Source organism: Streptomyces daliensis (assembly GCF_054782395.1).
The window spans coordinates 1-25,216 of the sequence record NZ_BAAGSO010000060.1 but is presented as its reverse complement, the minus strand read 5'-3'; the positions used below and the strand labels follow the sequence as shown (position 1 = coordinate 25,216).

Annotated in this window: 25 protein-coding genes; 19 read left to right on the top strand and 6 right to left on the bottom strand. The window is 70.1% G+C overall.

What is annotated here, in order from left to right; all coding sequences use genetic code 11:
- Positions 1–82 precede the first annotated feature (82 nt).
- From ACYVOO_RS13640 to ACYVOO_RS13630, 3 genes are read left to right on the top strand one after another with little or no spacing between them, the layout of a single operon-like run.
- Positions 83–1,231 (top strand): acyl-CoA dehydrogenase family protein, encoded by a 1,149-nt coding sequence (locus tag ACYVOO_RS13640; RefSeq protein ID WP_461015937.1) that lies wholly within the window; start codon positions 83–85, stop codon positions 1,229–1,231.
- Complete coding sequence (locus ACYVOO_RS13635) at positions 1,228–2,088, top strand: SDR family oxidoreductase (protein ID WP_461015936.1); 861 nt, start codon at positions 1,228–1,230, stop codon at positions 2,086–2,088. Before ACYVOO_RS13640 ends, ACYVOO_RS13635 begins: the two co-directional genes overlap by 4 nt.
- Positions 2,085–2,564 carry a PPOX class F420-dependent oxidoreductase gene (locus ACYVOO_RS13630; protein ID WP_461015935.1) on the top strand — a complete coding sequence of 160 codons (480 nt, stop codon included), beginning with the start codon at positions 2,085–2,087 and terminating at the stop codon, positions 2,562–2,564. The genes ACYVOO_RS13635 and ACYVOO_RS13630 overlap by 4 nt, the downstream gene beginning before the upstream one ends.
- 98 nt (positions 2,565–2,662) lie before the next feature.
- Here the strand turns inward: ACYVOO_RS13630 and ACYVOO_RS13625 are convergent, their stop codons facing one another.
- Positions 2,663–4,363 (bottom strand): carbamoyltransferase family protein, encoded by a 1,701-nt coding sequence (locus ACYVOO_RS13625; RefSeq protein WP_461015934.1) that lies wholly within the window; start codon positions 4,361–4,363, stop codon positions 2,663–2,665.
- A 248-nt stretch (positions 4,364–4,611) separates the two neighbouring features.
- On the opposite strand from ACYVOO_RS13625, the gene ACYVOO_RS13620 reads away from it, so the two are divergent.
- The 6 genes from ACYVOO_RS13620 to ACYVOO_RS13595 all read left to right on the top strand — a co-directional run bounded on the left by ACYVOO_RS13620 (position 4,612) and on the right by ACYVOO_RS13595 (position 10,667).
- Positions 4,612–5,238: an LmbU family transcriptional regulator gene (locus tag ACYVOO_RS13620; RefSeq protein ID WP_461015933.1), complete on the top strand. Its 627-nt coding sequence runs from the start codon at positions 4,612–4,614 to the stop codon at positions 5,236–5,238.
- A gap of 71 nt (positions 5,239–5,309) precedes the next feature.
- Positions 5,310–6,152, top strand: coding sequence for a phytanoyl-CoA dioxygenase family protein (locus ACYVOO_RS13615; RefSeq protein ID WP_461015932.1), 843 nt, complete (start codon positions 5,310–5,312; stop codon positions 6,150–6,152).
- Positions 6,153–6,181: 29 nt separating this feature from the next.
- Positions 6,182–7,426, top strand: a complete 1,245-nt coding sequence (locus tag ACYVOO_RS13610; protein ID WP_461015931.1) for a glycosyltransferase 87 family protein — start codon at positions 6,182–6,184, stop codon at positions 7,424–7,426.
- A gap of 54 nt (positions 7,427–7,480) precedes the next feature.
- Positions 7,481–8,983 (top strand): NAD(P)/FAD-dependent oxidoreductase, encoded by a 1,503-nt coding sequence (locus ACYVOO_RS13605; RefSeq protein ID WP_461015930.1) that lies wholly within the window; start codon positions 7,481–7,483, stop codon positions 8,981–8,983.
- Between the two features lie 2 nt (positions 8,984–8,985).
- Positions 8,986–9,450: a GtrA family protein gene (locus ACYVOO_RS13600; RefSeq protein ID WP_461015929.1), complete on the top strand. Its 465-nt coding sequence runs from the start codon at positions 8,986–8,988 to the stop codon at positions 9,448–9,450.
- A gap of 53 nt (positions 9,451–9,503) precedes the next feature.
- Positions 9,504–10,667: an MFS transporter gene (locus tag ACYVOO_RS13595; protein WP_461015928.1), complete on the top strand. Its 1,164-nt coding sequence runs from the start codon at positions 9,504–9,506 to the stop codon at positions 10,665–10,667.
- Between the two features lie 72 nt (positions 10,668–10,739).
- Here the strand turns inward: ACYVOO_RS13595 and ACYVOO_RS13590 are convergent, their stop codons facing one another.
- Positions 10,740–11,753, bottom strand: a complete 1,014-nt coding sequence (locus ACYVOO_RS13590) for a LacI family DNA-binding transcriptional regulator (RefSeq protein ID WP_461015927.1) — start codon at positions 11,751–11,753, stop codon at positions 10,740–10,742.
- A gap of 232 nt (positions 11,754–11,985) precedes the next feature.
- On the opposite strand from ACYVOO_RS13590, the gene ACYVOO_RS13585 reads away from it, so the two are divergent.
- The 6 genes from ACYVOO_RS13585 to ACYVOO_RS13560 all read left to right on the top strand — a co-directional run bounded on the left by ACYVOO_RS13585 (position 11,986) and on the right by ACYVOO_RS13560 (position 18,098).
- Positions 11,986–12,825 carry a phytanoyl-CoA dioxygenase family protein gene (locus tag ACYVOO_RS13585; protein WP_461015926.1) on the top strand — a complete coding sequence of 280 codons (840 nt, stop codon included), beginning with the start codon at positions 11,986–11,988 and terminating at the stop codon, positions 12,823–12,825.
- Positions 12,826–12,931: 106 nt separating this feature from the next.
- The gene (locus tag ACYVOO_RS13580; protein WP_461015925.1) at positions 12,932–14,368 is read left to right on the top strand and encodes a sugar porter family MFS transporter; all 1,437 of its coding nucleotides are present in this window, start codon (positions 12,932–12,934) and stop codon (positions 14,366–14,368) included.
- A 124-nt stretch (positions 14,369–14,492) separates the two neighbouring features.
- Complete coding sequence (locus ACYVOO_RS13575; RefSeq protein WP_461015924.1) at positions 14,493–15,725, top strand: DUF5954 family protein; 1,233 nt, start codon at positions 14,493–14,495, stop codon at positions 15,723–15,725.
- A gap of 86 nt (positions 15,726–15,811) precedes the next feature.
- Positions 15,812–16,153, top strand: coding sequence for a PadR family transcriptional regulator (locus tag ACYVOO_RS13570; protein ID WP_461015923.1), 342 nt, complete (start codon positions 15,812–15,814; stop codon positions 16,151–16,153).
- Positions 16,150–17,103 (top strand): hypothetical protein, encoded by a 954-nt coding sequence (locus ACYVOO_RS13565; protein ID WP_461015922.1) that lies wholly within the window; start codon positions 16,150–16,152, stop codon positions 17,101–17,103. The genes ACYVOO_RS13570 and ACYVOO_RS13565 overlap by 4 nt, the downstream gene beginning before the upstream one ends.
- A 74-nt stretch (positions 17,104–17,177) precedes the next feature.
- Positions 17,178–18,098, top strand: a complete 921-nt coding sequence (locus ACYVOO_RS13560; RefSeq protein WP_461015921.1) for a phosphatase PAP2 family protein — start codon at positions 17,178–17,180, stop codon at positions 18,096–18,098.
- A 94-nt stretch (positions 18,099–18,192) separates the two neighbouring features.
- On the opposite strand, the gene ACYVOO_RS13555 is transcribed toward ACYVOO_RS13560, so the two are convergent.
- Positions 18,193–19,083: an alpha/beta fold hydrolase gene (locus ACYVOO_RS13555; protein ID WP_461015920.1), complete on the bottom strand. Its 891-nt coding sequence runs from the start codon at positions 19,081–19,083 to the stop codon at positions 18,193–18,195.
- A 107-nt stretch (positions 19,084–19,190) separates the two neighbouring features.
- On the opposite strand from ACYVOO_RS13555, the gene ACYVOO_RS13550 reads away from it, so the two are divergent.
- Positions 19,191–19,694, top strand: coding sequence for a CGNR zinc finger domain-containing protein (locus ACYVOO_RS13550; RefSeq protein WP_461015919.1), 504 nt, complete (start codon positions 19,191–19,193; stop codon positions 19,692–19,694).
- Between the two features lie 51 nt (positions 19,695–19,745).
- Here the strand turns inward: ACYVOO_RS13550 and ACYVOO_RS13545 are convergent, their stop codons facing one another.
- Positions 19,746–20,681 (bottom strand): LysR family transcriptional regulator, encoded by a 936-nt coding sequence (locus ACYVOO_RS13545; RefSeq protein WP_461015918.1) that lies wholly within the window; start codon positions 20,679–20,681, stop codon positions 19,746–19,748.
- 201 nt (positions 20,682–20,882) lie between these two features.
- On the opposite strand from ACYVOO_RS13545, the gene ACYVOO_RS13540 reads away from it, so the two are divergent.
- The 3 genes from ACYVOO_RS13540 (at position 20,883) to ACYVOO_RS13530 (ending at position 24,374) form a co-directional block, all read left to right on the top strand.
- Positions 20,883–21,464, top strand: coding sequence for a DapH/DapD/GlmU-related protein (locus tag ACYVOO_RS13540; protein WP_461015917.1), 582 nt, complete (start codon positions 20,883–20,885; stop codon positions 21,462–21,464).
- A gap of 351 nt (positions 21,465–21,815) precedes the next feature.
- Positions 21,816–22,811 (top strand): ArsR/SmtB family transcription factor, encoded by a 996-nt coding sequence (locus ACYVOO_RS13535; protein WP_461015916.1) that lies wholly within the window; start codon positions 21,816–21,818, stop codon positions 22,809–22,811.
- Positions 22,812–23,090: 279 nt separating this feature from the next.
- A complete protein-coding gene (locus ACYVOO_RS13530; RefSeq protein WP_461015915.1) occupies positions 23,091–24,374 on the top strand; it encodes a glycoside hydrolase family 18 protein in 1,284 nt (427 codons plus the stop codon).
- Positions 24,375–24,500: 126 nt separating this feature from the next.
- Here the strand turns inward: ACYVOO_RS13530 and ACYVOO_RS13525 are convergent, their stop codons facing one another.
- Both ACYVOO_RS13525 and ACYVOO_RS13520 read right to left on the bottom strand, forming a co-directional pair.
- On the bottom strand, positions 24,501–24,824 hold the full coding sequence (locus tag ACYVOO_RS13525; RefSeq protein ID WP_461015914.1) for a hypothetical protein: 324 nt from the start codon (positions 24,822–24,824) through the stop codon (positions 24,501–24,503).
- Positions 24,821–25,216, bottom strand: a 396-nt coding sequence (locus ACYVOO_RS13520) for an RHS repeat-associated core domain-containing protein (RefSeq protein WP_461015913.1), incomplete at its 5' end; no start/stop codon positions are given. The genes ACYVOO_RS13525 and ACYVOO_RS13520, both read right to left, overlap by 4 nt.

The following is a 25,216-nucleotide window of genomic DNA, read 5'->3' as shown; positions in this document are numbered from 1 at the left end:
GCCGATGGCGGGGACGGGCTGTCTCGCCGGCGAGACAGCCCGTCCCCGCCACGAGGCCGTAAACGTCCTCACAGGGAGCTCCATGAACGGATTGAGTGAACAGCTCTCACAGCACCCGTTGCTCCAGGCGATCGAGAAGGCTCTCCCCGAGCTGGACAGGTCCCTCGAAACGCCCTCCGCCGACGTGCTCCCCGACGCGGCCGTGGCGCTGCTCCGCAGGACCGGCGTCTTCCGGATGGCCCTGGCGACGGACCTCGGCGGGATGCAGACCGACCCCCTCGTGCAGTTGCGGGCCGTCGAGTCCCTGGCCGAGCATGACGCGTCGCTCGGCTGGTACGCCATGATCGGCTCCGACAGCGGCTACTACGCCTCCTTCCTCGACCCACGGGTCGCCGCCGAGATGTACGCCGACGACCCGGACGCCATCACCGCGGGCTTCGTCGAGCCCGCCGGTACCGCCCTGCGTACCGGCGACGGCTACACGGTGAGCGGCCGGTGGCCCTTCGGGAGCGCCAGCAAGCACGCCAGATGGCTGGCCAGCGGCTGCCGGGTACGCGACGGCGAGCAGGCCGGCCGGTGGATCGTCGCCCTGCTGCCGCGCACGGACTGCACCGTCGACGAGGACAGTTGGCACGCCCTGGGGTTGCAGGGCAGCGGCAGCTTCAGCTACGCGGCCCACGAAGCCCTGGTGCCGAGGGAGCGCACCTTCAGCTTCGACCGCCCCCTGAGCAGCGATCCGCTCTACCGCTGTCCTGTCATGTACCGGGCGAAGGTGCCGGGGGTCGTCCTGGGCACGGCCCGTGGTGCGGTACGGGAGTTCACCTCCCTGCTGGAGAGCGGTCTGGAGCCGGGCTCCGGGCGCCCCCGGCGGGAGTCGCCCGCCCTCCAGAAGGCGCTGGGCCAGGCCATCGCCCGTACCACGGCCGCCCGCTCGTACGCCTACGACACGGTGGGCGACCTGTGGGACACCGTTCAGGCGGGCACCCTCCCCGGCACGGAGCAGCGGGCCGCGTTCCGCATCATGCTCGCGCATGTGATGGACGTGTGCCGGGAGGTGGCCCTGAGCCTGTTCCGCGCGGCCTCGGGCGGCGCGGTGCACGACCGCCACCCCTTGCAGCGGCGGCTGCGGGACATGCTCACCGCGACCCAGCACGCACTCGGCAACGAGCGGACGTACGAACATGTGGGTGCGGCGCTGGTCGGCCTGCCCGCCCCCGAGGGGACGCTGTGACCCTGCGGGTGCTCCTCACCGGGTGCGGCAGCGGGCTCGGCCTGCACACCGCTCTGCGACTGGCCGCCCGCGGCCACACGGTCGTGGCCACCGTACGGCGGCCGGAGGCCGCGGAGGAACTCCGGGCCGCCGCTGCCCGCACCGGCACGCCCTTGCACATCGTGCGCATGGACATCCGGGATCCGGTGACGGTGGCGAGCGGGCTGGCCGAGGCCGAGGAGCTGGCCGGTGGGCTGGACGCGGTGGTGCACAACGCCGGCGTCGAGGTCGCGGGACCCGTGGAGACGACGGACGAGGACGCGCTGCGGTGGCAGTTGGAGACCAACGTCGTGGGCACGTACCGGCTGACCCGCGCCGTGCTGCCGGCCATGAGACGCCGCCGCGCTGGGCGCATCGTCTTCATCGGCTCCCTGGTCGGGCTGGCTGCCCGGCCGTTCGCCTCGGCCTACTGCGCGAGCAAGTTCGCGCTCGAAGGGCTCGCGGAATCCCTCCGGTGGGAGCTGATGCCGTTCGGCATCGCGGTCTCGATCGTGGAGCCGGGCCGCTACCCCAGCGAGCTGTACCGCAAGGGACGCGCCCCGCACCTGCCCGCCGAGTCCCCCTACAGGCCACTGGCCGACGAGTACCGTGCCGCGCTCCCGAAGCTGGAGCCGCCGGGCCACGAACCGGACCCGGAGGAGGTCGCGTGTGCCGTGGCGGAACTTCTGGAGGCCGCCCGTCCCCCGCTGCGGCGTGCCGTCGGCGCGGACGCGGAGACCACCGTGGCCATGCGGACGGGGCGCGGCTACGAGGAGTACGAGAGGGAGATGGCCCGCGTGCTGGGCCTCTCGGCACGCTGGGACCGGGAGCAGACATGACAGAGACGCGACAGGCACCGTTCGACACGCTCGCCGCCCAGTTGACGGGACCGCCCCACCTGGCCGTGCTCACGACGCTGCTGCCGGACGGACATCCGCAGAGTCACGTCGTATGGGTGGGCCACGAGCCGGGTCGGCTCCTGGTGAACACCGAACGCCACCGCGCCAAGTACCGCAACGTCCTCCGGGACTCCCGGGTGACCGTGCTGCTCGTCGACGGGCACGACCCGCACCGCTTCCTGGAAGTGCGGGGGGCGGTCACCGAGGTCGTCGGCGGGAGCGCGGCCAGACAGCACGCGGACCGGCTGAGCCACGCCTACCGGGGCCGCGGCTACCCGTCCGAGAGCATCCGCACCGAACGGGTCGTGCTGGTCATCGAGCCGCTCCGGTGCCTCGCCGCCCAGGGCCCGTCGCTGCGCACCCTCGACGCCGGACCCCGGGGGCAGGGCGAGTGGTCGCCGCCCCGCCCCGAGTGACACCGCTCGTGCGTCACCGCCCGAGTGACGCCGCCCCGAGTGACGCCGCCCGTGCGTCACCGCCCGAGTGACGCCGCTCGTGCGTCACCGTCCGCGCCTCACCGCTTCCGCAGCAGGAACGGGCCGATGGCGAGCGCGTCCAGCCCGAGCCGCGCGTAGGCGCTCAGCGCGTCGGCCGGCGAGTTGACCAGTGGTTCCTCGTTGCCGTTGAAGGACGTGTTGAGCAGGAGGGAAGCCCCGCTGCGCTCCCCCACGCGGCGCAGCAGCTCGTGGTAGAGCGGCTGCTCGGCCGCCTCGACGGTTTGCGCGCGCGTCGTACCGTCGACGTGGTCGACGGCCTCGAAACGCGCACGGGCCTCGGGGCGCAGGGGGACGGTGGTGACCATGTAGGGCAGTGGGACCGGGGTTTCCAGATGTTCCGGTGCCTCCTCGGACGTCACGCTGGGTGCCAGTGGCCGCCACCACTCGCGCCGTTTGATCCGGAGGTTGAGGCGGTCCCGGGTCTCGCGGGCGCCCGGGTCCGCGAGGATGCTCCGCTGCCCGAGCGCCCGCGGGCCCGCCTCGGCCCTCCCCTGGAACCAGCCGACGGTGCGGCCGTCCGCGATGAGGTCCGCGACGGCGGAGGGCAGGTCGCCCGGCTCGTCGAAGCGCAGTCCACTGGCCGTCACGACGTCCCGTACGGCGCCGGGGGAGAACTCCGGGCCCCAGGCGAGGTGGGCGCCCATCGGCGCGCCGGGGTGTCCGGCCTCCGCGCAGAGGTGCAGTGCTGCGCCGAGGGCCACTCCCGCGTCCCCGGCCAGGGGCTGGACGAACACGCGGCGCAGCGCCGGGTGGTGCAGCAGCCGCCCGTTGAGCGTGGCGTTCAGGGCGACACCGCCCGCCACATGAAGCGTCTCCTCCCCCGTGAGCCGCACCACGCTGTCGACGAAGCCGGACACGAGGTGCTCGATCGCCGCCTGCGCTGTCGCGGCGATGTCCGCGTAGTCGAAGGGGTCACGGTCGGGAACGCTGCTGAACCGGGCCGTACGGGAGTCCCAGCGGCGCCGCAGCGTGTTCGGGGGCAGTGGACACGTCCGCTCCAGGTGCGCCAGCCAGCCGTCGATGACCTCTTCGCTGTCGTCGATGTTCCGGCGCGACATCAGATCCGCGGGCAGATGCGCCACCGCGAAGTCACTTTCCATGGCGAACGATCCGAATGAGGCGTCGCCGGTCCTGCCGTAGGCGGCCAGCCCCATCGTCTTGCCGGCCTGGTCCGGGCCCAGACCGATATAGCGGCCGACCGCGTCATAGAAATAGCCGAGGGACCATGCAGGGGGAAACGAATCGATGACGGATATCTTGCCCCGCTCTCCGACGGCCAGGCTGGTGCTTTCGCGCTCGCCCTGCCCGTCGACGACGAGGATGGCCGCCCGCTTGTCCCCGCTCAGATGAAAGACGCTGGCGGCATGCGCCACATGGTGCGGTACGAAGACGAGCTGCGGGTCCCGCCGCCGGGGCAGTTCCCGGGCGGGCAGCAACAGTTCCAGCGCCGTGCGGTCGGTGAAGGGGTAGGGGATGCCGCGGTCGCGGTACAGGAGCGGCACGTCCCAGCCGAAGGCGACGGCGTCCACATCGTCGAGGGTGATGCCCGCCCGGTCCAGACAGAAGGCCGCCGCGTGCACCGGCGCCGCTCCATAGGCATGCTTGCGGCGCGTGAATCGCTCCTCTTCGGCAAGCGCTATCAGACGGCCGTCCTCGACCAGACAGGCGCTTGCGTCGTGTCCCCGTCCAGGCCATCCGTTCAATCCGAGCACACGCATGGTGACCTCCGTGAATCAGTGATGGATGACGTGCGAGTGGTGCGCTGCCAAGCGCCTGTCCCGGGGAAATAAACACGGGAGCCCTGCCCTCTCAGGAGTATCACGGAGTGACAGGTGTTGACAGTGCACAGTCACCTTTGTAACGTCTCATTCCTGTCCCGCCATAAAGCTGAGCAAGACTGCACCCCCCACCATGAGCTGAGCAAAAGGCTCCAGCAGGTACGTCAGCCGGAGAGACGGGAGAACCAGTGCGGAAGGTCACGGGCCCAACCCTTCGCACCAACGGGGTTCGCACACCGGAAAAGCTGAGAATTGGACCGGAAGCGGCTGCGCGCAGAACCTTTCTGGAGCTGCCGCCCGATTTACCACTGGAAAGCTGGCAGCGAGTCGGACGCCAGCTTTTTCTCATATCCGACTCATCCTCGTGGTGGATCGGAGACTGGATCGTCTTCGGCAAGCACATGTTTCCCGACCGGTACCGGCAGGCCATCGCGGAAACACAGCTCGACTACCAGACGCTCCGCAACTACGCCTGGGTCGCCTCCCGTTTCCCGGTGACCCGTCGGCGTGACACTCTGAGCTTCGCGCACCACCTCGAAGTGGCCGGAATCCCGGACCCGGAGCAACAGGATCTGTGGTTACGGAAGGCGGAACAGGGCAACTGGTCGAGAAACAAGCTGAGGATGGAACTGCGCAAGTACCGGAAGTACGCGGAGGAGCCGGATGCCCGCACCTCCAAGGCCGTCGTCGAGATACTGGTTTCGGAGATCCGGAAGACCCAATGGGAGAACGCGGCCCGCGATGAGGGCATGGAGCTGGTGAACTGGATAACTTCGGTCCTCGACGGCGCGGCCAGCGTCGATTCCGTGCCGTAACGGTGAACCTCCGGCCGACAGCGCACAACGCCCTCGCTGAGCACACAGGGAGTTCGCAGTGGGAGTTCGCAGTGGCTGAATCCGACGCGTCATCCAGGTTCCGGCGCGACGGGTATCTACAGGTTCCCGGCCGGATACCGGAGCACGAACTGACCGCTCTCCGTGCCGAAGCCGACCGGCTGATCAACCTGGCCGTCAACGTACAGATGGCGACCGGCAGACCCGGCGGGCGGCTGGAGGCGGTATGGCGCGACGACCGGCTCTTCGCGCGCATGATGCAACCCGTGATCGATCTGTCGCCACCGTTCCTGCACAGCACGAGCGATGCCCGCGTCCTCGCTCCGCTGCGCCGGCTCATGGGGGACGAGCCCCGGTTCGCCCATGACAAGCTGCTGTACAAACAGCTCCTTCCCGGCGGCGAGGACATCAGGACCGCCATGTTCCCCCGCGATTACGACGAAGGCTTCGTGATGCACACCGATGCCGGGTGGTACACGGCGGAGGACAACTATCCGCCCACCGCCGTCACTTGCGCGGTGTTCCTCGACGACTCTTCCGGCCGGGGCGCGCTTTCCGTTCTCCCAGGAAGCCACGCACAGAGTTTTCCCTGCGTCCGTGGCGGTGACATAGAGGAGGGCTGCATCGATCCCCGGGATCTGGTCGAGATCAATGGGGCAGCGGGTGATCTGCTCTTCTTCCACAGTCGTCTCGTGCACGCCTCAGGCAAGAACGACAGCGGGCTGCCCCGGCGCATCTTCATGGCCACTTACTGCCCGGCCCGGGATTTCACAGGCGATCCGGACCGCCGCAGCCGCCGAAAGCGCGAACCCGCGCAGCACGTCGAGGCCGAGTACCGAGAACTGGTCGCCTCCGGCTCGTACACGGATGCGGAGCATCTGATCTCCAGCCAGTAGCTGGTGTGTCCCCGGCGAGGAGTCACAGCATGTCGCAGACCTCAGAAAAAAAGCCGGTCAGATCCCTCGGCATCTGGCTTCTCTATCCGCTCCTGCTGAGCGCGGTCTACGAACTGACCAACGCACACTGGCACATCGCACCGGCCGACCACAGGGTCGACATCAAGATCTACCGGGCAGCGGTGGACAAGTTCCTCGGCGGAACGAATCCCTATCCCTTCGAAGAGTGGGGAAACTCGTTCACCTACCCGCCCTTCGCCCTGCTGCTGCTCGTTCCGCTGACGCTGGCCTCGGTCGCGGTGACTTCCTATCTGTGGACCGCACTGGGGATCGCGGCCATGCAGGGGGTGGTCTATCGCGTCCTGCGGACCACCGGAGCCCCTTATCCGCTCCGCATCACCCTGGTCGCCACTCCGCTTCTGCTGCTGTACTACCCCGTCGATCTCAATCTGCACTGGGGCAATCTGAGCCTTCTCCTGATGGCGCTCGTGGTATTCGACCTCAAGGCGCCCGATACGGCCCGCTACAAAGGCGTCCTGCTGGGCGCGGCCATCGGCATCAAGCTGTTCCCCGGCATTTTCGTCCTGCACTACGTGGTCACCCGCAGATGGCGGGCCGCGGGTGTGTCCCTGGCGACGGCCGTCGTCACCATGGGCGCCGGGTGGATCGTCATGCCCGGTTACGCCACGTACTACTGGAAGCGCGTGCTCGACGTCGACCGCATCATCCCTGCGGGATGGCTGCCGAACGAGTCCCTGCGGGCCACCCTGGAACGGGCCTTCCACTCCGACGGCATCGGTGCGCTGCTCGTGGTCTCCACCGCCGCCCTCGCCGCCCTGGTGATCGCCACGTCGGTCATGGCCTGCCGGCTGGGCGAAGAGGACATCGGCATCGCCGTCATCGCGCTCGCCGCCGTGCTCTTCTCGCCGGTCTCCTGGCACCATTACTGGGTCTGGACGATACCGGTGACGATCATCATCTGCGGTGTGGCGGCACGCTGGCGCAGTGCTTTCCTCTGGATCAGCGCGGGTGTGGCCACAGCCGTCATCGCGGCACGGGTCAACATGTGGTTCCTGCCCGATCCGCCCTTCGACGCCATGAAACTCTCGGCGTTCGAGGCGTTCACCACGAGCATCGTCACCTACGTGGGCGTCTGCCTTGTCGTCGCCCTCTTCGCCGCTGTCTGTCTGCGGCACCGTTCCGGTCACGCGCGGGACAGGACGGATTCTCCCGTGCCCGTCGCCACGCGCGACGAGGTGCGGTCGGAGAAATAGCGCGACGCGGAGTCCACGCAAGGTACCCGGGCCGTCCCGTGCACTGGAGGATTCATGAGTTCTTCACCGTTGTCCGACGCCATGGCCGACTCCGCCGCCACGGACGCACCGGATATCGCACGCGCCGTCGTGGTGGGCGCGGGGCCCGCCGGTCTGACGGCGGCGTGGAAGTTATGCGAAATGGACGAGAAGCCCCTGGTGCTCGAAGCCGACGGGGAAGTGGGCGGGCTGAGCAGAACGGTCGAACGCGAGGGGTGGCGGTTCGACATCGGGGGGCATCGCTTCTACACCAGACTGCCGCAGATAGAAGACCTGTGGGAGGAGTTCCTGCCGCCCGGCGAATTCCTGACCAGAACGCGCAAGAGCCGCATCTTCTACGAGGGCAGCTTCTTCGACTACCCGCTGGCTCCCATGAACGCGCTGCGGGGCCTCGGTTTCTGGGAGGCCCTCCGGTGCATCGCCTCGTACACCAAGGCCCGCCTGTCCCGCCGGGGAGAGGCGGCGTCCTTTGAAGACTGGGTGGTGGCGAGATTCGGGCGACGGCTGTACGACATCTTCTTCAAGACCTACACCGAGAAGGTCTGGGGCATTCCCGGGAGCGCGATCGGCGCGGACTGGGCGGCGCAGCGCATCGGAACGCTGTCGCTGGGGAACGCCATCCTGGACGCCCTCCAGATCAGACGTTCGTCCGCCAAGTCCCTGACGAAGACCTTCAAGTACCCGAGGCTGGGCCCCGGCATGATGTGGGAGAACGTCGCGGGCATGGTGCGGGAGAAGGGGGGAAGCGTCCTTCTCGATGCGCCCGTATCGCGGATTCACCACGAGAACGGGAGGGTCACCTCCGTTCTCTACGATTCCGGCGGCGAGCCGGTCACCCAGGCCGTCTCCAGCGTGATCTCGACCATCCCGCTCACCGCGCTGATAGCCGCACTCGACCCACCGCCCGACGACCGGGTGCTCTCGGCGGCCCGCGGTCTCCGCTACCGCGACTTCCTGACCGTCGCCATCGTGCTGAAGGCGAAGCCGTCCTTTGACGACAACTGGATCTACATCCATTCGCGTGACGTGAAGGTGGGACGCATTCAGAACTACGAGGCGTGGTCGGCCGACATGGTCAGGGACGGCACCTCGTGTCTGGGGCTCGAATACTTCGTCACCGTGGGAGACGAGCTGTGGAACAGTTCCGACGCGTCGCTGGGCGCGCTGGCGTCGCGGGAGATCGTGCAGCTCGGTCTGGCCTCGGAGAAGGAGATCAGCCACACCTACGTCGTCAGAATGCGCAACGCCTACCCGGTCTACGACGAGACGTACCGCGAGAATCTCAAGGTGGTGCGGGACTGGCTCGCAGGAAACTGCCGGAACCTGCAGACCGTGGGCCGCAACGGCCTGCATCGCTACAACAACCAGGACCACTCCATGCACACGGCCCTGCTCGGCGTCGAGAACCTGCTGGGCATCGATCAGCACGATCTGTGGGACGAGTCCGAGGATTCCGGGTATCTGGAACAGCCATCCGCGCCGGCCCGCACCACGGCGGAGAAGCGTACGCGTCGCTGACGGTGACGGGCGAAAAGGTGCGGGGCGTCGAGCCGGAGAAGCGGACCGTCCCCGGGCTGAGGTCCGAGATGAGGGACTACACCGTCGTCGGCGCGCTCGGCTATCTCGGAAACCTGGCGATCTTCAACGCGACCCGCTGGACGGGACTCGGTGTCATCTGGGCGAGTCTGCTGTCCTCCTCCGTCATCATGCTCCTGACCTATCTGGGACACCGCCACATCACGTTCCGCCGCCGGAGAGCACGGTGGCGCATCGGGGAAGCCGCCGCATTCCTGCTCGTCAGCTGTCTGGGACTCGTGATCGAGAACGCCTGCGTCTTCGTCTCGCACTACGTTCTCGGCTTCACCTCGCCGCTGGCCGACAACATCGCCAAGAACATCGTCGGCGTGGCTCTGGGCACCTGTTTCCGGTTCGTGGCGTACCGGCAGATCGTGTTCAGAAGGCGTGCGCGGAAACTGCCCGCATGAGGAAGAGAGGGAGAGAAGAAGAGAGGGATCACGTGGGAGCCGTGAGAAGGCTGTTGACCCCTTCTCAAGGACTGCTGGGAATCGCGATCGCGCTGGCGCTCCAGAACAGCGCCATGAACCTCGTCACCGTCTTCGTGCCCCTCCTGCTCCTCCAGAACGGAGCCGGATTCGCCGAGGTCTGCCTGTTCTACATCTTCTACAACTCCGTCGGGCTGCTGCTCGACTGGCCGGTCGCGAGATGGGTGCGGTCGCGGGGCGCCCGTCCCGCGCTGATCGCCGGGTTCATGTTCTCTGGCCTGCATCTGGTACTGCTGCGCGTCTTCACGCTGACGCACGCGCCGACGGCGATTCTCGGGGCGGCACTCGCGCTGGCGGGCGCGAACACCTGCGTATGGACCGCACAGCACCTCCACCTCGCCAGGGCCCTCGACCTGAACCGCAGGGGCAAGGACCTGGTGCTGATGGACACCATGGTGCGGGTCACGAACCTCCTGGCCCCGGCGGCCGGGGCGCTCATGGCGGTGCTCGGCGGGGACGGTCTGCTGCTGGGCGCTGCGGCCGCCCTGACGCTGCTGGCCGTGGTGCCCGTCTGGCGCCTCGACCGCGCCCAGTTGGCCCATACGCCGGAGAGCGGTCCGCAGGCCCCGGAGCGGCCGGACGCCGTGCCCCTCCGCGACATGGCGGCGAGCGCGGGGTTCGCCGTCCACAACTCGATCAACGTGACCGCCTGGCCGCTGTACCTGGCGGTCGTGTACCAGGGCTTCGCGGAGGTGGGAGGACTGAGCAGCGCGGCGGCCGTGGTGTCGTTCCTCGTGGTGATGCTCGCCGGTGGCCGTCTGGACCGGGGGCGGTCCTCCCGGGTCCTCCTCGAAGGGACACTCCTGTGCGGTGCCTTCCACGCGGCCAGGGTGTTCGCCGATGGCCCCGTCGCCATCGCGGGGGTCACCGCGGGCTCACGGGCTGCGGCCAGTTACCAGCGGATCGCCTGGGGCGGCATCTACTACGGGCACGCGCAGCGGCTCGGCTTCCGCTACGTCGTCCGCCTCGAACTGAGCGACGACGCGGGCGGCCTCCTCGTCTGGCTGGTACTGCTCGCCGGGTGGCTGGCGTCCGGCAGTCAGCACATCGCGCTCGTCCTGGTCTTCCTGCTGGGCGCCCTCGGCGCCCTGTGTGTTCTCGCGATCACCAAGGACCCGGCAGGGTCGCGCCGGAAGTGACGGTGCCGTGTCCCCGGGGCGGACCCACCGCACCCGGCCCCGGCGCCCGTGGCCCGACGCCCGGCGGTGCGCTCACGCCGCGCCGGTGGACTCGCGCGTGATCAGCGTGTACGGCGCCGTGACGTGCCGGGCGGGGGCGTGGGCCAGGCGTCCGTAGATGCGGTCGGCGAGCAGTTGCAGGGCGCTGGTGGCGATGTGGCTCTTGTCCGGGGAGATCGTGGTGAGGCTGGGGGTGGCGTAGCGGCCGTCCTCGATGTCGTCGAATCCGGCCACGGCGATGTCCTCGGGGACGCGTAGCCCGGCCTGCCGGATGGCGCGGACCGCGCCGAGCGCCAGTTCGTCGGTGAAGCAGAACACCGCGTCGGGCACCTGCGGGGCCTGGAGCAGTTGCCGCATGGCCCGGTATCCCTCCTCCCGGTGGAGGGAGGCCACTGCCAGCTCGCGCTCCGGGTGGTGAGCGGCGCCGGCCTCGTCGAGCGCGGCGCGGAAGCCGGACAGGCGCAACTCGGCCGTCTTGTTGTGCAGTTGGGGCTGGACCCCGATGGCGGCGAGCCTGCGGGCACCGCGCGCCAGCAGATGCGCCGTGATCTCGCGGGCCGCCGCGATGTTGTCGATGGCGACGTGGTCCAGGGCGCCCTGAGCGTCCTGCTCCCCCAGGGTGACCACGGGGGTGGCGCCCGCCGTGGCCGCCACGTCCTGCGGACTGAGCATCCAGGGGCAGATGATGAGCCCGTCCAGGGCGTGGCCGCCCTCCCCGCACAGCAGTTGACGCTCCCGGTCGGCGCGGCCCTGTGTCTGGTCGATGAGCAGAGTCCAGCCACGTTCCTGTGCGGCGTCGGCGACCAGTCCGGCCAGCTCGGCGAAGTACGGCGAGCCGATCTCCGGGATGGCCAGTCCGATCAGGCCGGTGCGGCCCTGGCGGAGCTGGCGTGCGGCGAGGTTGGGCTGGTAGCCCAGTTCCCGCACCGCGGCCAGGACGCGCTCCCGAGTGGCCGGGGCCACCGGTGCGGAGTTGTTGACCACGTTGGAGACCGTGCGCGGGGAGACGCCCGCGCGTTCCGCCACGTCCTTCAGCTTCGCTGCCACCTTGAAGGCCCCATTTCCTCCCCGTTCCTCCCCGCACACGGCGCCGGAGCCGGTCCTCCGGACCCGCCGTCCGATCCTCCCACGCCCCGAGCCGCTTCCCAGAAAGACCGGCCCACACTATTGCCACGTTGCAATCCACGTGGAAAAACTGTCCTGGAGCAATCCCCGCCACGCAGAAGCGCAGAAGCGAAGCAGCGCAGAAGCGAAGATCCGAAGAGGAGCACGAACGGCCATGGCTGCATCCGCGTCCCCGGACCCCACGCCCGTCGAGGTCGGCACGGCGGTCCGCGAGCTCTACACGGAGGGCATCACCGCCCGGAAGGGAGCCTTCACCACCGCGTTCGCCGACACCATGCGGGAGGACATCGACACGGCGTTCAAAGAAGCGCTGGCCCGTCCCGGTGGCGCCGTCGGCCGGGGTCCGAACCGCTACTACGTCGAGATCCACCCCGAGCAGCTCCGCGGCTTCGAGGAGCTGACGGAACACCCGTGGATCCGTTCTGTCTGCGAGGCCGTTCTCGGCCCGGACTACCAGTTCGTGGAGCTGGGCTTCGACGTCCCGCTGGAGGGTGCGGTCAACCAGCCCTGGCACCGCGACTTCCCCTCCCCCGAGGAGACCCGCCACCGGCACCGGCTCACCTCGCTCGCCTTCAACCTCACGGCGGTGGACACCGCCGAGGACATGGGCCCCTTCGAGGTCGCCCCCGGGACCCAGTGGGAGCACGGCGACGGCTTCCAGCACGAGATGTTCCCGCCGCGCGAGGACTACCCCCGCTACGCGGAGCGCGCGGTGCGCAAGTACCCGCGGCGCGGCGACGTCTCAGCGCGCTCGGCGCTGACCGTCCACCGGGGCACCACCAACCACTCCCCGCACCCCAGGCCGGTGCTGATCCTGGGCGCCGACGCACCCGGAGCGGGTAACGACGGGCAGCACGACATGGCCGTCTCCCGGCGCCGGTGGGAGGCCCTGCCCGAGCGGCTGCGGCGTCATCTGCGATGCCGCGTGGTCGACGTGCTGGAGCCGGTCGAGCAGCAGCACACCATCGAGGGCCTGGTCATGGGCGACGCCTGACGCCCGCCTGTCCGTCTGCCCGCCTGCCCGGCACCCGCCGCCGGGCCACCTCTCCGCCCCGTCTCTCCCCGTCCCCCTCCCCCGCCCCGGCACCGAAGGACCCCCCGTGAACCTGCCAGCACCGGCCGACAATGCCGTCGTCCCGCGCCCCGGGCGCTCCCGGCAGCCCGCGCTTCTCTACGCCGTAGCCGGGATCTCCGCGCTCGGCGGGCTCCTCTTCGGCTACGACACCGGCATCATCTCCAGCGCCCTGCTCGACCTGGCCAAGGACCTCGAACTGACCACCCGGGAGCGGGAGATCGTCGTCAGCGCCATCCTCGTGGGCGCGATGATCGGCGCCCCGGTCTCCGGCGTGCTCAGCGCACGCCACGGGCGACGCCCTGTGATCGTCGCGGTGGCCGTCGTCTTCGCGGGCGGCTCGCTCGCCTCGGCCGCCGCCGACTCCATGTCCGCGCTGGTGGCCGCGCGGCTGCTGCTCGGCCTCGCCGTCGGCGGTGCCTCCAACACCGTCCCCGTCTACATAGCGGAGACCGTGCCGCCCGCCCTACGTGGCCGCCTCATCGTCCTCTTCCAGCTCATGGTCGCGCTGGGGCAGTTGCTCTCCTATCTCGTCGGCTACGCCCTCGCGGGACCGGGCGGCTGGCGCTGGATGTTCGGTCTCGCCGCGCTGCCGGCGCTCGTCCTCATGGCCGGAATGCTCCCGCTGCCCGAGAGCCCCCGGTGGCTGGTGGAGCGGGGCCGGCACGGGGTGGCGGAGCGGGAGCTGTCCCGGCTCCGCGGGCCCGAGCACGACGTGGCCGCCGAGGTCGAGGAGATCACCTCGCTCTGCCGGGAGGGCGACCGCGCACCGCGCGGCCTGCGCGCCACGCTGCGTGCCCTGCGCTCGCCCTGGGTGCGGCCCGCTCTCCTCGTCGCCCTGGGCATCGCCGCGTTCTCCCAGCTCACCGGCATCAACGCCATGGTCTACTACGCGCCCACACTGCTCTCCGAGGCGGGGTTCGGGGACTCCGTCGCACTGCTCGCCGGAGTCGGGATCGGCCTCATGCTCGTCCTGGCGGGCGTGACGGGCGCGGTCAGCGTGGACAGGGTCGGCCGCCGCCGTCTGCTGCTGTGGCTCCTGCCCGCCTCCGGCGCCGCGATGGCCGTCATGGGCGTGGCGTTCCTCTCCGGCGGAGGATCGGCCGTGCAGCGCTGGACAGTGGTGGGCGCCCTCTTCGCGTACATCTTCTTCAACGGCGCGAGCATGCAGGCGGTGGTGTGGCTGATCGCCCCCGAGGTCCTGCCGCTCGCCGTGCGCGGCCCGGCGACGAGCACCGCGACGGCGACTCTGTGGGGCTTCGACCTGCTGATCGCGGTCACGGCCCTGACCTCCGTCCAGGTCTTCGGGCTGACCCCGACGCTGCTGTGCTACGCCGCCATGAACGGGCTGTGCTGGGTCTTCGTCCTGCGGCGCGTGCCGGAGACGCGCGGGCGCACGCTGGAGGACATCGAGCAGGGGTTGCGGGCAGGCGTCATGCGCGGCAACGCCCGTCAGCCCCGGTGAAGGCCACCGCTCCCGGCACCGGTACCCGGGGGAGGATCACACGCGCATGCGCACGCGCCATCGTCCGGGCACCTTCCTCCGCAACTCCCTGCATGCGTACGGTCATCGGGCGCACACTGAGAGCATGCACTCGCCAGAGGAGAACGTCCCCGCCTACCGCACGATTCGCGTGGCCGCGTCCGAGGATCCCGAGGCGGCACTCGCCGAGGAGGAGGCGCACCTGGCCCGGGAGCGCTACCCGCACTTCATGGGCCTCGGCCCGGTGTTCGGAGTGGCGCACGAGCGGGAGGCGGGCGGCTGGAGCCTGCACGGATACTTCTCCAACGCCTACCCGCAGCAGGCCCGCGAGACGCTCGGCTCCCATCTGCGCCGTCTCGCCCACCAGGCCGAGGAGGCGGGCGACGAGGCAGCGCGCGAGGAACTCCAGCGCGCGGGGGAACGGCCCGACTGGGAGACGGTGGACGAGATGACCGTGCGCGGCGTCCGCTACCGCGTCGTGCGCGCCGAGCAGGTCATCCGCTCCGGCCCGGACGGCCCCGAGCCCCCTCGCCGCTCCGACCCGGATCCGGCGGAGCCGGGCGAGGCGCGGAAGCTGCCCGACCCGACCGAGGGGTTCGTCATCGACCCCATCTTGCCGACGGGGATGGCCGAGGGCCTCCTCAAGGTGGATCTGCTGCGCCTCGGCCACCTGGCCGACGCCGATCCGGAAGCACAGCGCGACGCGGAGGCCGCCCGCCACAGCCACCCCGGCGGGGCACTGCTGCCCACCACGTACTGCTTCGCCGAGGAGGAGGGCAGCCGCTGGCGGCCCCGGATGAGCCATTCGTCCACTCCACAGGACGCGCGCGACGGGCTCGCCTACTCCCTGCGCGTCCTCGATCCGGTGATGGAGAACCTGGACGAGACCCAGCGCGCCGTGTACCGGGAGGCCGCGGACCGGCTGGACGAGGAGCGCCCCTCGGACTTCCGGTTCGCCGGACGGCACCTGCGGGTCGTGCGCGTGGAGCGGTTCGTACGGATCGGCCCGGACGGCCCGGAGGGCCCCCGCCCGTCGGATCCGGACCCCTACCCGCCCGTGCACATCCACGACCAGCAGCTGCGCGAGCGCGGAGAGCTGCCGGAGGACGACGACGAGGACGCGGAACCGGAACTGACGGCGAAAGCCAGGGCATGGCACGAGGAGCTGCACCGGCTGAGCATGCGCGAGAAGGAGCGCCAGGAGCAGCGCGAACAGGAACGGGAACGGAATCGGGCCCGGCAGTCGCGTACGGGTTCGGAGCGCGGTCCCTCCCCTCGACGTGACGGCGCCCAGCACCCCGCGTCGGGCCCTGAACGCGACGAGCCCGACGAAGGGTGACGCCCGGACCCGCCGGGCGTGGAAGCGCCGCCGGTGACGGCCCAGAGTTGATAGATATATTTCGTAGCTCGATATATAGTCGACGCGTGACAAGACAGAAGCCGTCCTTGACGGAACCTCAATACTTCATCCTTGCCGCGCTCATGGACGGGCCGTTGCACGGTTACGGCATCATCAAGGCCGCCGAGCAGGCCACCGACGGGCGGCTCCGGATCGCTGTCGGCACCCTCTACGGCGCGCTGGAGCGGATGGAGCGGACCGGACTGGTGGCCGCCGACCATGAGGAGATCGTGGACGGGCGGGCGCGGCGCTACTACAAGCTCACCGAGGACGGCACCGCGACGCTCAGCCGGGAGGCCCTGCGGATGCAGCAGGCGGCGGCCGTCGTCATCGGACGCTCACGGGATGCCGGAGCGGCCCCGGCATGAACCGTCTGCTGCTTGCGGCCTATCCCGAGTCCCACCGCTCCCGGCATGGAGAGGAGTTGCTGGCCTGCCTGGCCGAGGCGTATCCCGGCCGCTCCTGGCCCCCGCCGCGGGAGGTTGCCGCTTTGGCGCGTGCCGGTGTGCAGGCCCGCGCCCGTGCCGTCGTCGACGACACGGCACGGGCGTGGTGGCTGGACGGCATCCATCTGGCCGCTCTGGCCCTCGCCGCGCTGGCGCTGGTTCCGTACCTGCAGGACGTGTGGCACTGGGCACTGCGCATCGACCCCGGACAGCACGCCATCGCCTTCCACTTCTCCGGCTGGTACCCGTGGGCCGAAGGTCCCACGCGGATACGGCTGCTGCCCTACGGGCTGCTCCCGCTGGGCTGCTTGATCGCTCTGCTGCGTGGCAGACCGTGGATCGCGCTGCCGGCCGCGGCAGCCATGATCTGGGCCGGCGCCACGTCCCACGGCCGCACCCTCTTCGGCGACGAGGGCAAGGCGGGTCTGAGCTACTACGGTCTTGGCGCCCCGATAACGGCCCGTGACCTGGTGCTCGCGGGGACACTGTGCGTCGCGTGCGCCGTGCTGACGGCCTGCCGTCCCAGCCGGCTGCGGCGCCGCTCGTACCGCTGGCTGATCCCCGTCGTGTTCGCCATGTACGTGGCCGGGGGCCTGCACATCATCTCCGTCAGTCCCACCTTCCAGCGCGGACTGTTCGCCCTCGAAGTCGCCGCGCTGATCGCCGCGTGGGTGGCGACGACCTCCACCGGGGACTACCGGTGGCTGATCCCCGTCGCGGCGGTCGCGTTCATCCGCATACAGGCGATTGTGATCCAGCCGCAGGGGTTCATGCAGTCCCTGCCTGACCTGGTCGTCCTCGTCCTCCTGATCGCCCCCCTCCCGGTCCTGGCGATCACCGCCCAGCACCGACGGGGGCAGGCACTCGCCTAAGAGGACCCCCCGTGAGCGTGCCGCAGGACGTGCGTGCCCGAACTCCCCCCACACACAACGGAAGAAACAGAGCGATGACTCAGCACGGTTCTCCGCCCCTGCCCACGCACCGTCCGGGAGTCTCAGGGCAGGACCCCGAGGCCCCCGAGGCCCACAGCCCGTCGCGTACGACACGGCCGTGGATGCCGGCCCTGCTGTACGCCCTGGGGTTTCTGACGGTCTATCTGCTCGCCGTCTGCACCCCGTGGGGGCAACGAGCTGAGAACGCCCTGTTCGGTCTCGGTGAACAGGGCAGCGAAGAAGCGTGGATCTACCCCCTGTCAGGAGCGACCTACGGCTCGACGCCCCTGCCGCCGATGGAGTTGAGCGCCAAGCCCACCGTGCTGGCCGGCCTGGCCGTCATCGTGGTCCTCACCCTGGTGCGGCGGTGCTGGCGGCAGGGGTGCGCGGCGTTCGGGGTCGTCATTCTCGCGACCGGGGGCAAGGAGGTGTTCAAATCGGCCATGCCCCGCCCCGATCTGGCGGGCGCGCCCGAGAATCTCCTTGATCAGGGTTTCCCCAGCGGGCACACGGTCATCCCCGCCGCGCTGACTCTCGCCGCCGTCCTCGTGGTCTCCCCCCGCATCCGCCCCTACGTGGCCACGGCCGGTGTGCTGTGGCTCGCTTGCATCGCCGCCGCCAGCGCGACGATGGGCGGCCACCGGCCCAGCGAAGTGCTGGGAGCCACGCTGTTGGCCTGTGCCTGTTACGGTCTCGCCACCTGGCTGCTGCCGTCGGCCGCCACGTCAGGCGCCACGCGGAGCCCCCGTGCGCTGCCCGTCATCACTCTGACGCTGGCACTGGGCATCGCCCTCGTTTCCGGTGCTCGGGACGACACCCTCACAAGGTCGCTGGTCTCCGCGGCGACGGCCTTCATATGTGCGGTCCTGGTCTGGTACGCCACAGTCGGACGGCCCGCACACACCGCACGCCGCACACGCCCCACACTGGGCTGACCACCCAGCAGGCTGCGGGCGGGAACCGGGCGCATCCTGGCAAAGCGGCGGTCCGACGCCACCGTAGAGGCACTGGTCCGCCCTGTGACGGGCTTCATGCCCGGGGTGCCGCCAGCGTCGCCAGTGCGCGGGGCAGGAAGTCGCGGATATGGCCGGCCGCCGTCTCCAGGTGGCTTTCGAGCAGGAAGTGGCCGCCTCCGGGCACCAGATGGATCTCGGCGTCCGGCAGGTCCCGCGCGAAGGCGCGCGCACCGTCGGGGCCGAAGATGAGGTCCTCGGCTCCCCACACGGCCAGGAGCGGGACGCGGCTCTGCCGGAAGTACGTGTGCACCTTCGGGTACAGGGGCGGGTTGGTGGCGTAGTCGCGGAAGAGGGCGAGCTGTGCGAGGTCGTTGCCGGGGCGGCTGATGTCGCGGTGGTCGAGCGTCCAGGTGTCGGGGTCGACCAGTTCGGCGCTGTCCACCCCGTGCAGGTACTGCCAGCGGATGGCGTCCAGGCCGAGAGCGGCACGTACCCCCGGCTCCGTCCCGGGCCCCGGATCCTGGGCGTAGGCCCACACGGGTGCCCAGAACTCCGGGACGAAGCCGTCCTCGTAGGCGTTGCCGTTCTGGGTGATCACGGCGGTGACCGCCTCCGGGGTGCGCAGCGCGAGCCGCCATCCGATGGGGGCGCCGTAGTCCTGCACGTATATGGCGTAGCGGTCGATGCCGAGTTCGGCCAGGAGCGCCTCGGTGATGTCGGTGAGGGCGTCGAACGTGTACGGGAACGTGTCGGCGGGCGGGGTGTCGGAGTGGCCGAAGCCGAGGTGGTCGGGGGCGATGACGCGGTACGAGTCGGCGAGCCTCGGGATCAGGCGGCGGAACATGCGCGAACTGGTGGGGAAGCCGTGCAGGAGCAGCAGCGTCGGCGCGTCGCGGGGACCGGCCTCGCGGTAGAAGACGCGGTGTCCCCGCACGGTGGCGTACCGGTGGCAGACCTCGGCCATGACTAACCCTCTCAATCATCTTTGGCGGTTACCCGTGTCTCCATTGGGCCCGACCCGAGGTAACCTGTCAAGTCGAACAAGACGGTTAGACGGGGAGATGGGTGGACGTGATCGACGAGCAGGCGCTGCTCGAAGCGCTGAACAGCACCCCGGTGGTGGACGGCCGACCGCGGGACCTGTGGGCCGACGACGCCGCGCTGCGGCGGTGGGCACGGAAGCACGGCGGCGCGGACGGCGCACCGGCGCTCGACTGGCTGCGGACGGCCAGGGGCGCGCTGCAAACCGCCACGCACGGCCCCGTCCCCGAGGCGGATCTCCAGCGGATCCTCACCGGCGCCCACCGGGTCCCCGAGGCCGTCGCTTCGGAACTGCGGTGGCGGCTGTGCGGGCCGCCCGAGCGGATGCTCGCCGTGGAGCTGGTACTCGCCTGGTACGACGTCCAGGAACGCAGGCCCGGCCGGCTGCGCCCCTGCGGCAACGACGAGTGCCGCCTCTTCCTCCTGGACCGCAGCCGCGCCAACACCGCCCGCTGGTGCTCGATGAAGACCTGCGGCAACCGCTTGAAGGCCCGCCGCCACCAGGAGCGCGCCCGCCAGGAGCCGGGGGCCTGACGGAAGCCGGGGGTCCGGCAGGAACCGGCAGCGCCGCGCGCTGAGCGGCCCCTACGCGGGCAGGGTCCACTCCGGTACCCAGGTGCCGCTGCCGGGGCGGCCGGGGTACGCGGCGGTGAGGTGGCGGCGCAGGGCGGTCAGGGAGGGGTGCGGGTTGTGGGTGCGCCAGATCAGTGAGTGGGGGTAGAGCGGGGTCGGGTCGCTGAGGGGGATGCGCCGCAGGTCGTGGCCGACGGGCCACACCAGCGGTGTCTGTTCGCTGACGAAGGTGGCCAGTGTCGTGGAACCGGCGATGGTGTCGAGCAGGGGCTCGATGCCGAAGTCCGGGCCGACCGGGTCGATGACGAGGCCGAAGGCGGCGGCGAGTTCGTCGTAGTAGGCCGCCCACTCGGTGCCGGGCAGGTTGCCCGGCATCCAGATCCGCCGCCCGGCGAGCTGGGCGGGAGTGAGCGCGGGCGCGTTCGCGAACTCGTGCCGTGGCCCGGTGAACAGGTGCAGCGGTTCGTCGAAGACGGGGGTGGCTGCCACGCCGTCGGGGAGCCGTCTGCCCGGCATGGTCACGGCGCGGAACGTCGCGTCGATCGTCCCGTCCCGGACGGCGGCGACGGCCGTACCGGAGTCGTACAGCGTCACGACGTCCAGCTCGATCTCGGGGTGGGCGCGATGGAAGCCGCGCAGCAGCCCCGCCAGGGAGAGCTGGCGGCCGATCACGTCGACGCGCAGTGCCCGATGGCCCGGCCGCACGGACGCGAGGGCGCGCTCGGCGGAGTGGAGGAGGGTGCGGGCGTGGGGCAGGAACGCCTGCCCGTCGATGGTGAGCCGCGCGCCGCGCGCGTCACGGGTGAAGAGCTGGACACCGAGTTCCCTCTCCAGCGCGGCGACGCGCTTGGACACGGCCTGCGGCGTGATCGACAGACCGGCAGCCGCTTCCTGGAACTGTCCCGTGTCCACGACGGCGACGAAGGTGCGCACGGCCATGACATCCATGCGGCTCATCCTATGCGGACAACCAAACGTTGATCGTGGCGGTCGTGGCCGTTGTTTGATTCCAGTGTGGTGCGGTCGCTTTGATGAGTCCGGTCAACCTCTGGTTGGCCACCCGTCGTGTTCGACGGGTGCGGTCCAGCGGCCGCCACGGCCCGCCCGAGCGCCCCATCGCGAGGAACCCCCATGCCTGACACACCTGATATGCCTGACACGCCAGACACGCCTGATCAAGACCGTCTCTATGTCCGCACCCCCGAGTTCGCGCGGGTGGCCGAGCGGATCGAGTACGTGAACACGCTCACGTCCCGGCTCAACGTCCTGCCCTTCGACGACAAGGCCGCCCGCGCGGCCCTGCTGTCCGAGATCGTCGGCAGGCCGGTCCCCGACTCCGTCACCGTCTACCCGCCCTTCTACACACACCACGGGCTCGGCATCGACTTCGGCGAGCACGTCTTCGTCAACCAGGGCTGCACGTTCATGGACCAGGGCGGCATCCGCCTGGGCGACGGAGTCCTGATCAGCCCGAAGACCAGCCTCATCTCCTCCGACCACCCCGTCATGGCGTCCGAGCGAAGCGAATTCATCACCCTGGCGCCCATCACGGTCGGGGCCGGTGCGTGGCTCGGCGCGGCGGTCACGGTGCTCCCCGGTGTCACGATCGGACGCGGTGCCGTCGTCGGCGCCGGGGCCGTCGTCACGAAGGACGTTCCTCCCGACACGCTGGTGACCGGACCGGCCGCGTTCGCGCGCAAGCAGTGGGGGTCCGGCCGGCACTCCGGCTGAACAGGGCCGGTGCGGCTGGTGCGGGATCGCCCGTTTCGTCGCCTCCTGACCCACCTCGCGACGGCCACGCGCCAACCGGGGAGGGACGGAGAGGTTCGGAGAGGCGTCGGAGAGGTTCGGAGAGGTTCGGAGAGGGAGCAAGGTCATGGTCATGCCGATAAGCTTGTGTGCCGTGTGAGGACTGTGCGAGGCCCGTTGCCGTCTTGACCAAACGGTGCGGGCAGTGCCGGTCGTCGCACTTCACCGTTCGCGGCCCCCTTCCGCGGTGCTCACGGAGCACCGCTGACGCGATCATGGCCAGCCAGGGTTTTTCGCGCTGCCCGAAAAGCCCGGGACACCAGGGGGATCCGCATGCTCCGTATCCACTTCACCGATGCCGACCTGGCCAGGACCCGCGTCGCGGCCGGGCCCGACCCGCTGTGGGAGATCTGCACGAGCCTGCACCGCTTCCAGTCCCGCCGCGGCCGCTGGGCCTACGCGGACTGGTACCGCTCCGCCCGTACGCGGGTGCACGACGCGCGCCTCACCCGCACCCTGGGCACGGTGCTGTTGCCCTTGGTCCCGCGCGCCGTCTACTTCCCCGACTTCCTCACCCCACCCGAGGGCGCACACGGACTCGACGCGGGCCTGGAAGCCGTCCTGGCCACCCCGCGCCGCAGGGTCCTGGACGAGGTGGGCCTCCTCGCCCGTACCAGCGGTGCCCCCGCCTGGGCGCCGCGCCTGGCCGAGCCGGGTCTGCGGAAGGAACTGGTGCAGGCGATGAGGGCGTACTACGAGACGGCCGTCGCGCCGTGGAGCGACCACGTCCAGGCACGCGTCGAAGCCGAACGCACGGCGCGCGCCCGCACCGTGCTCGGGCACGGGATCGAAGGGCTGCTCCAGAACCTGGGCCCCGGGGTGCGGTGGGAGCGCCCCGTACTGCACACCGCCTATCCCCGGGACCGCGACCTGTATCTGAACGGCCGCGGCCTGCTCCTGATCCCGTCGTACTTCTGCTGGGCCACCCCCGTGACCTTCGGCGACACCACCCTGGACCCCGTCCTGATCTACCCCCTCAGCCACGAGCCCCAGCGCGGCGCGCTGCCCCAGCACCTGGACCACGGCGCGCCGCTGACGACGCTGCTCGGTCGCACCCGCGCCGGTGTGCTGCGGGCCGTCGCCTCCGGTGCCACCACCGGCGAACTCGCCCGCGCCATCGGTGTCTCCGCCTCCTCCGCGAGCCAGCACACCACAGCGCTGCGGAACACGGGCCTGATCACCAGCCACCGGCACGGCGCATCCGTCCTGCACACCCTCACCCCCCTCGGCGCCGCGCTGCTCCGCGCCAACACACCGGTCTCCAACTGACGGGCGGGGCCGGCGAAGTGGGGGCCGAGGGGGCCGGGGAGGCAGGCGACGGCCCACCCCGCGCGGGCGAACACGAGCGGGCAGGAGTCAACACAGCCGGAGGTGAACCGGTCGCCGACCGCGACCGTAGTGGTGTGCGTTACACGTACGGGGACGGGGTGGCACCACTGGCGGGCCGAACCGGTCCGTCGCTCTCCCCGGGTGGCGGATGTCCGCGGGGGCAGGACGTCCGCGCGTCCCCACGTCCCTCTACCTCCTCACCCCACACACGAGGTGGCCATGCTCCGATCGGACAGACAACTCTTCTCCGCCGCCAGCACAGGACGCCCCCGCGTTCCGCGCGGCGGACTCATCACCTTCCTGGGCGTGCTGTGCGTGGCAGCCCTGATCACGACGCTCCTCACGGCCAACGGGTCGACCAGCGACCGCCAGTCGGCGACAGCGGCGGCGGACACCCCGGCGGACGGGAAGAAGACCGTCGGATACTTCACCAACTGGAGTGCCTACCAGCGCAATTACCACGTCAAGGACATCGAGACCTCGGGCTCGGCTGACAAACTCACCCACATCAACTACGCCTTCGGCAACGTCAAGGACGGCAAGTGCGCGGTGGGCGACTCCTACGCCGACTACGAGAAGGCCTACACCGCCGAACAGAGCGTCGACGGCAAGGCCGACACCTGGGACCAGCCGCTGCGCGGCAACTTCAACCAGCTCCTCAAGCTCAAGGAGAAGCACCCCGATCTGAAGGTGCTGTGGTCCTTCGGCGGCTGGTCGTGGTCCAAGGGCTTCACTGAGGCGGCCAAGAACCCGGAGGCGTTCGCCGACTCCTGCGCCAGCCTCCTCAACGACTCCCGCTGGGCCGGTCTCTTCGACGGCATCGACATCGACTGGGAGTACCCCAACGCCTGCGGCCTGAGCTGCGACGACAGCGGCAAGGACGCCTTCGCGAACCTGATGAAGGCACTGCGCGCCAAGTTCGAGGACAAGCTGGTGACCGCGGCGGTCACCGGTGACGGTTCCAAGGACGGGAAGATGGAGGCCACGGACTACAAGGCCGCCTCGGAGTACGTCGACTGGTACCTGCCGATGACGTACGACTACTTCGGTGCCTTCGACGCACAGGGCCCCACCGCCCCGCACTCGCCGCTCCGCGAGTACGAGGGGATACCCAAGGAGGCGTTCGACGGTTCGACGGCCATCGCCAAGCTGGCGCTGATGGGTGTCCCCATCGACAAGCTGCTGCTCGGGTTCGGCTTCTACGGCCGCGGCTGGACCGGTGTGACGCAGTCGGAGCCCGGCGGCAAGGCGACGGGCCCGGCGCCCGGCACGTACGAGCAGGGCATCGAGGACTACGAGGTGCTCAAGGACCGCTGCCCGGCCACCGGCAAGGTCGGTGACACCGCGTACGCACACTGCGGTGACGAGTGGTGGAGCTACGACACCCCGGAGACCATCGGCATCAAGAGCGACTGGGTCACGCAGAACAAGCTGGGCGGCTCCTTCCTCTGGGAGCTGAGCGGTGACACTCCCGACGGTGAGCTGATCAAGGCCATCAAGTAGCACGCACCACATGTAGATCCGGCGCGGTACGCCGCGCGTGAGGCCCCGACGGCACTGGGCGGATTCCCCGGGCGTCGGGGCCTCTGCGTGCCTGCGCTGTGGTTGTGGCTGTGGCTGTGGTTGTGGTCAGGTGGTGGCGTCCAGTGCGCTCTCCAACGCACTCCGCAGATACCCGCGTGCCTCGCCCATGTCGGCCTTGGACAGGAGGACGGGCAGGAACTCGGCGTCGGGATATCCCTCAGCGCCCACCTCGCGCGCCACCGCGAGCTGCGACCAGATGGCGATCATCATCTCGTTGCAGGCGCGGGCCTGGAGCAGCCCGCCGCGCTCGTCCTCGTCACGGGCGAAGATCTCCCGGGCCGAGATCCCGAGCCGGTGCCCGAGGGTGCGCAGGAACACCTCCCGCTTCTCCGACGTCAGTACCGCCTCGACCTGCTGCCGAATGTTCATTGCTCCATGTCCCAGAAGTCCTCGTCGCTCATCGGTTTGCCGCCATAGGGATCGCGCGGGAGGGAGTCGACGTCATAGCCGCGTGAGCGCAGCACGGCGATCCTCGTGTTGCCGTTCATGATGGTCCCATCCGGCTTCACCTTCAGCGACTCGTCCGCGCCGGGCCGCAGGGAGAACAGGATGTCCTCCGTGTCCTGCTTGTGCCAGAAGTCCAGCGAACTCTTGTCGAGCGAGCTGTCCGGGTGCAGGGACTTCAGCGGGGAACAGCCTTCGAGACCGAGGGGGTCGATCTCGTAGTACGGGTTGCGGGCGTAGGTGTGGTGGTTGGGGGCGGGGGTGAGGCCGAGGGGGTCGGGGGTGAGGTAGCGGGCGGTTTCGGGGTCGTAGTAGCG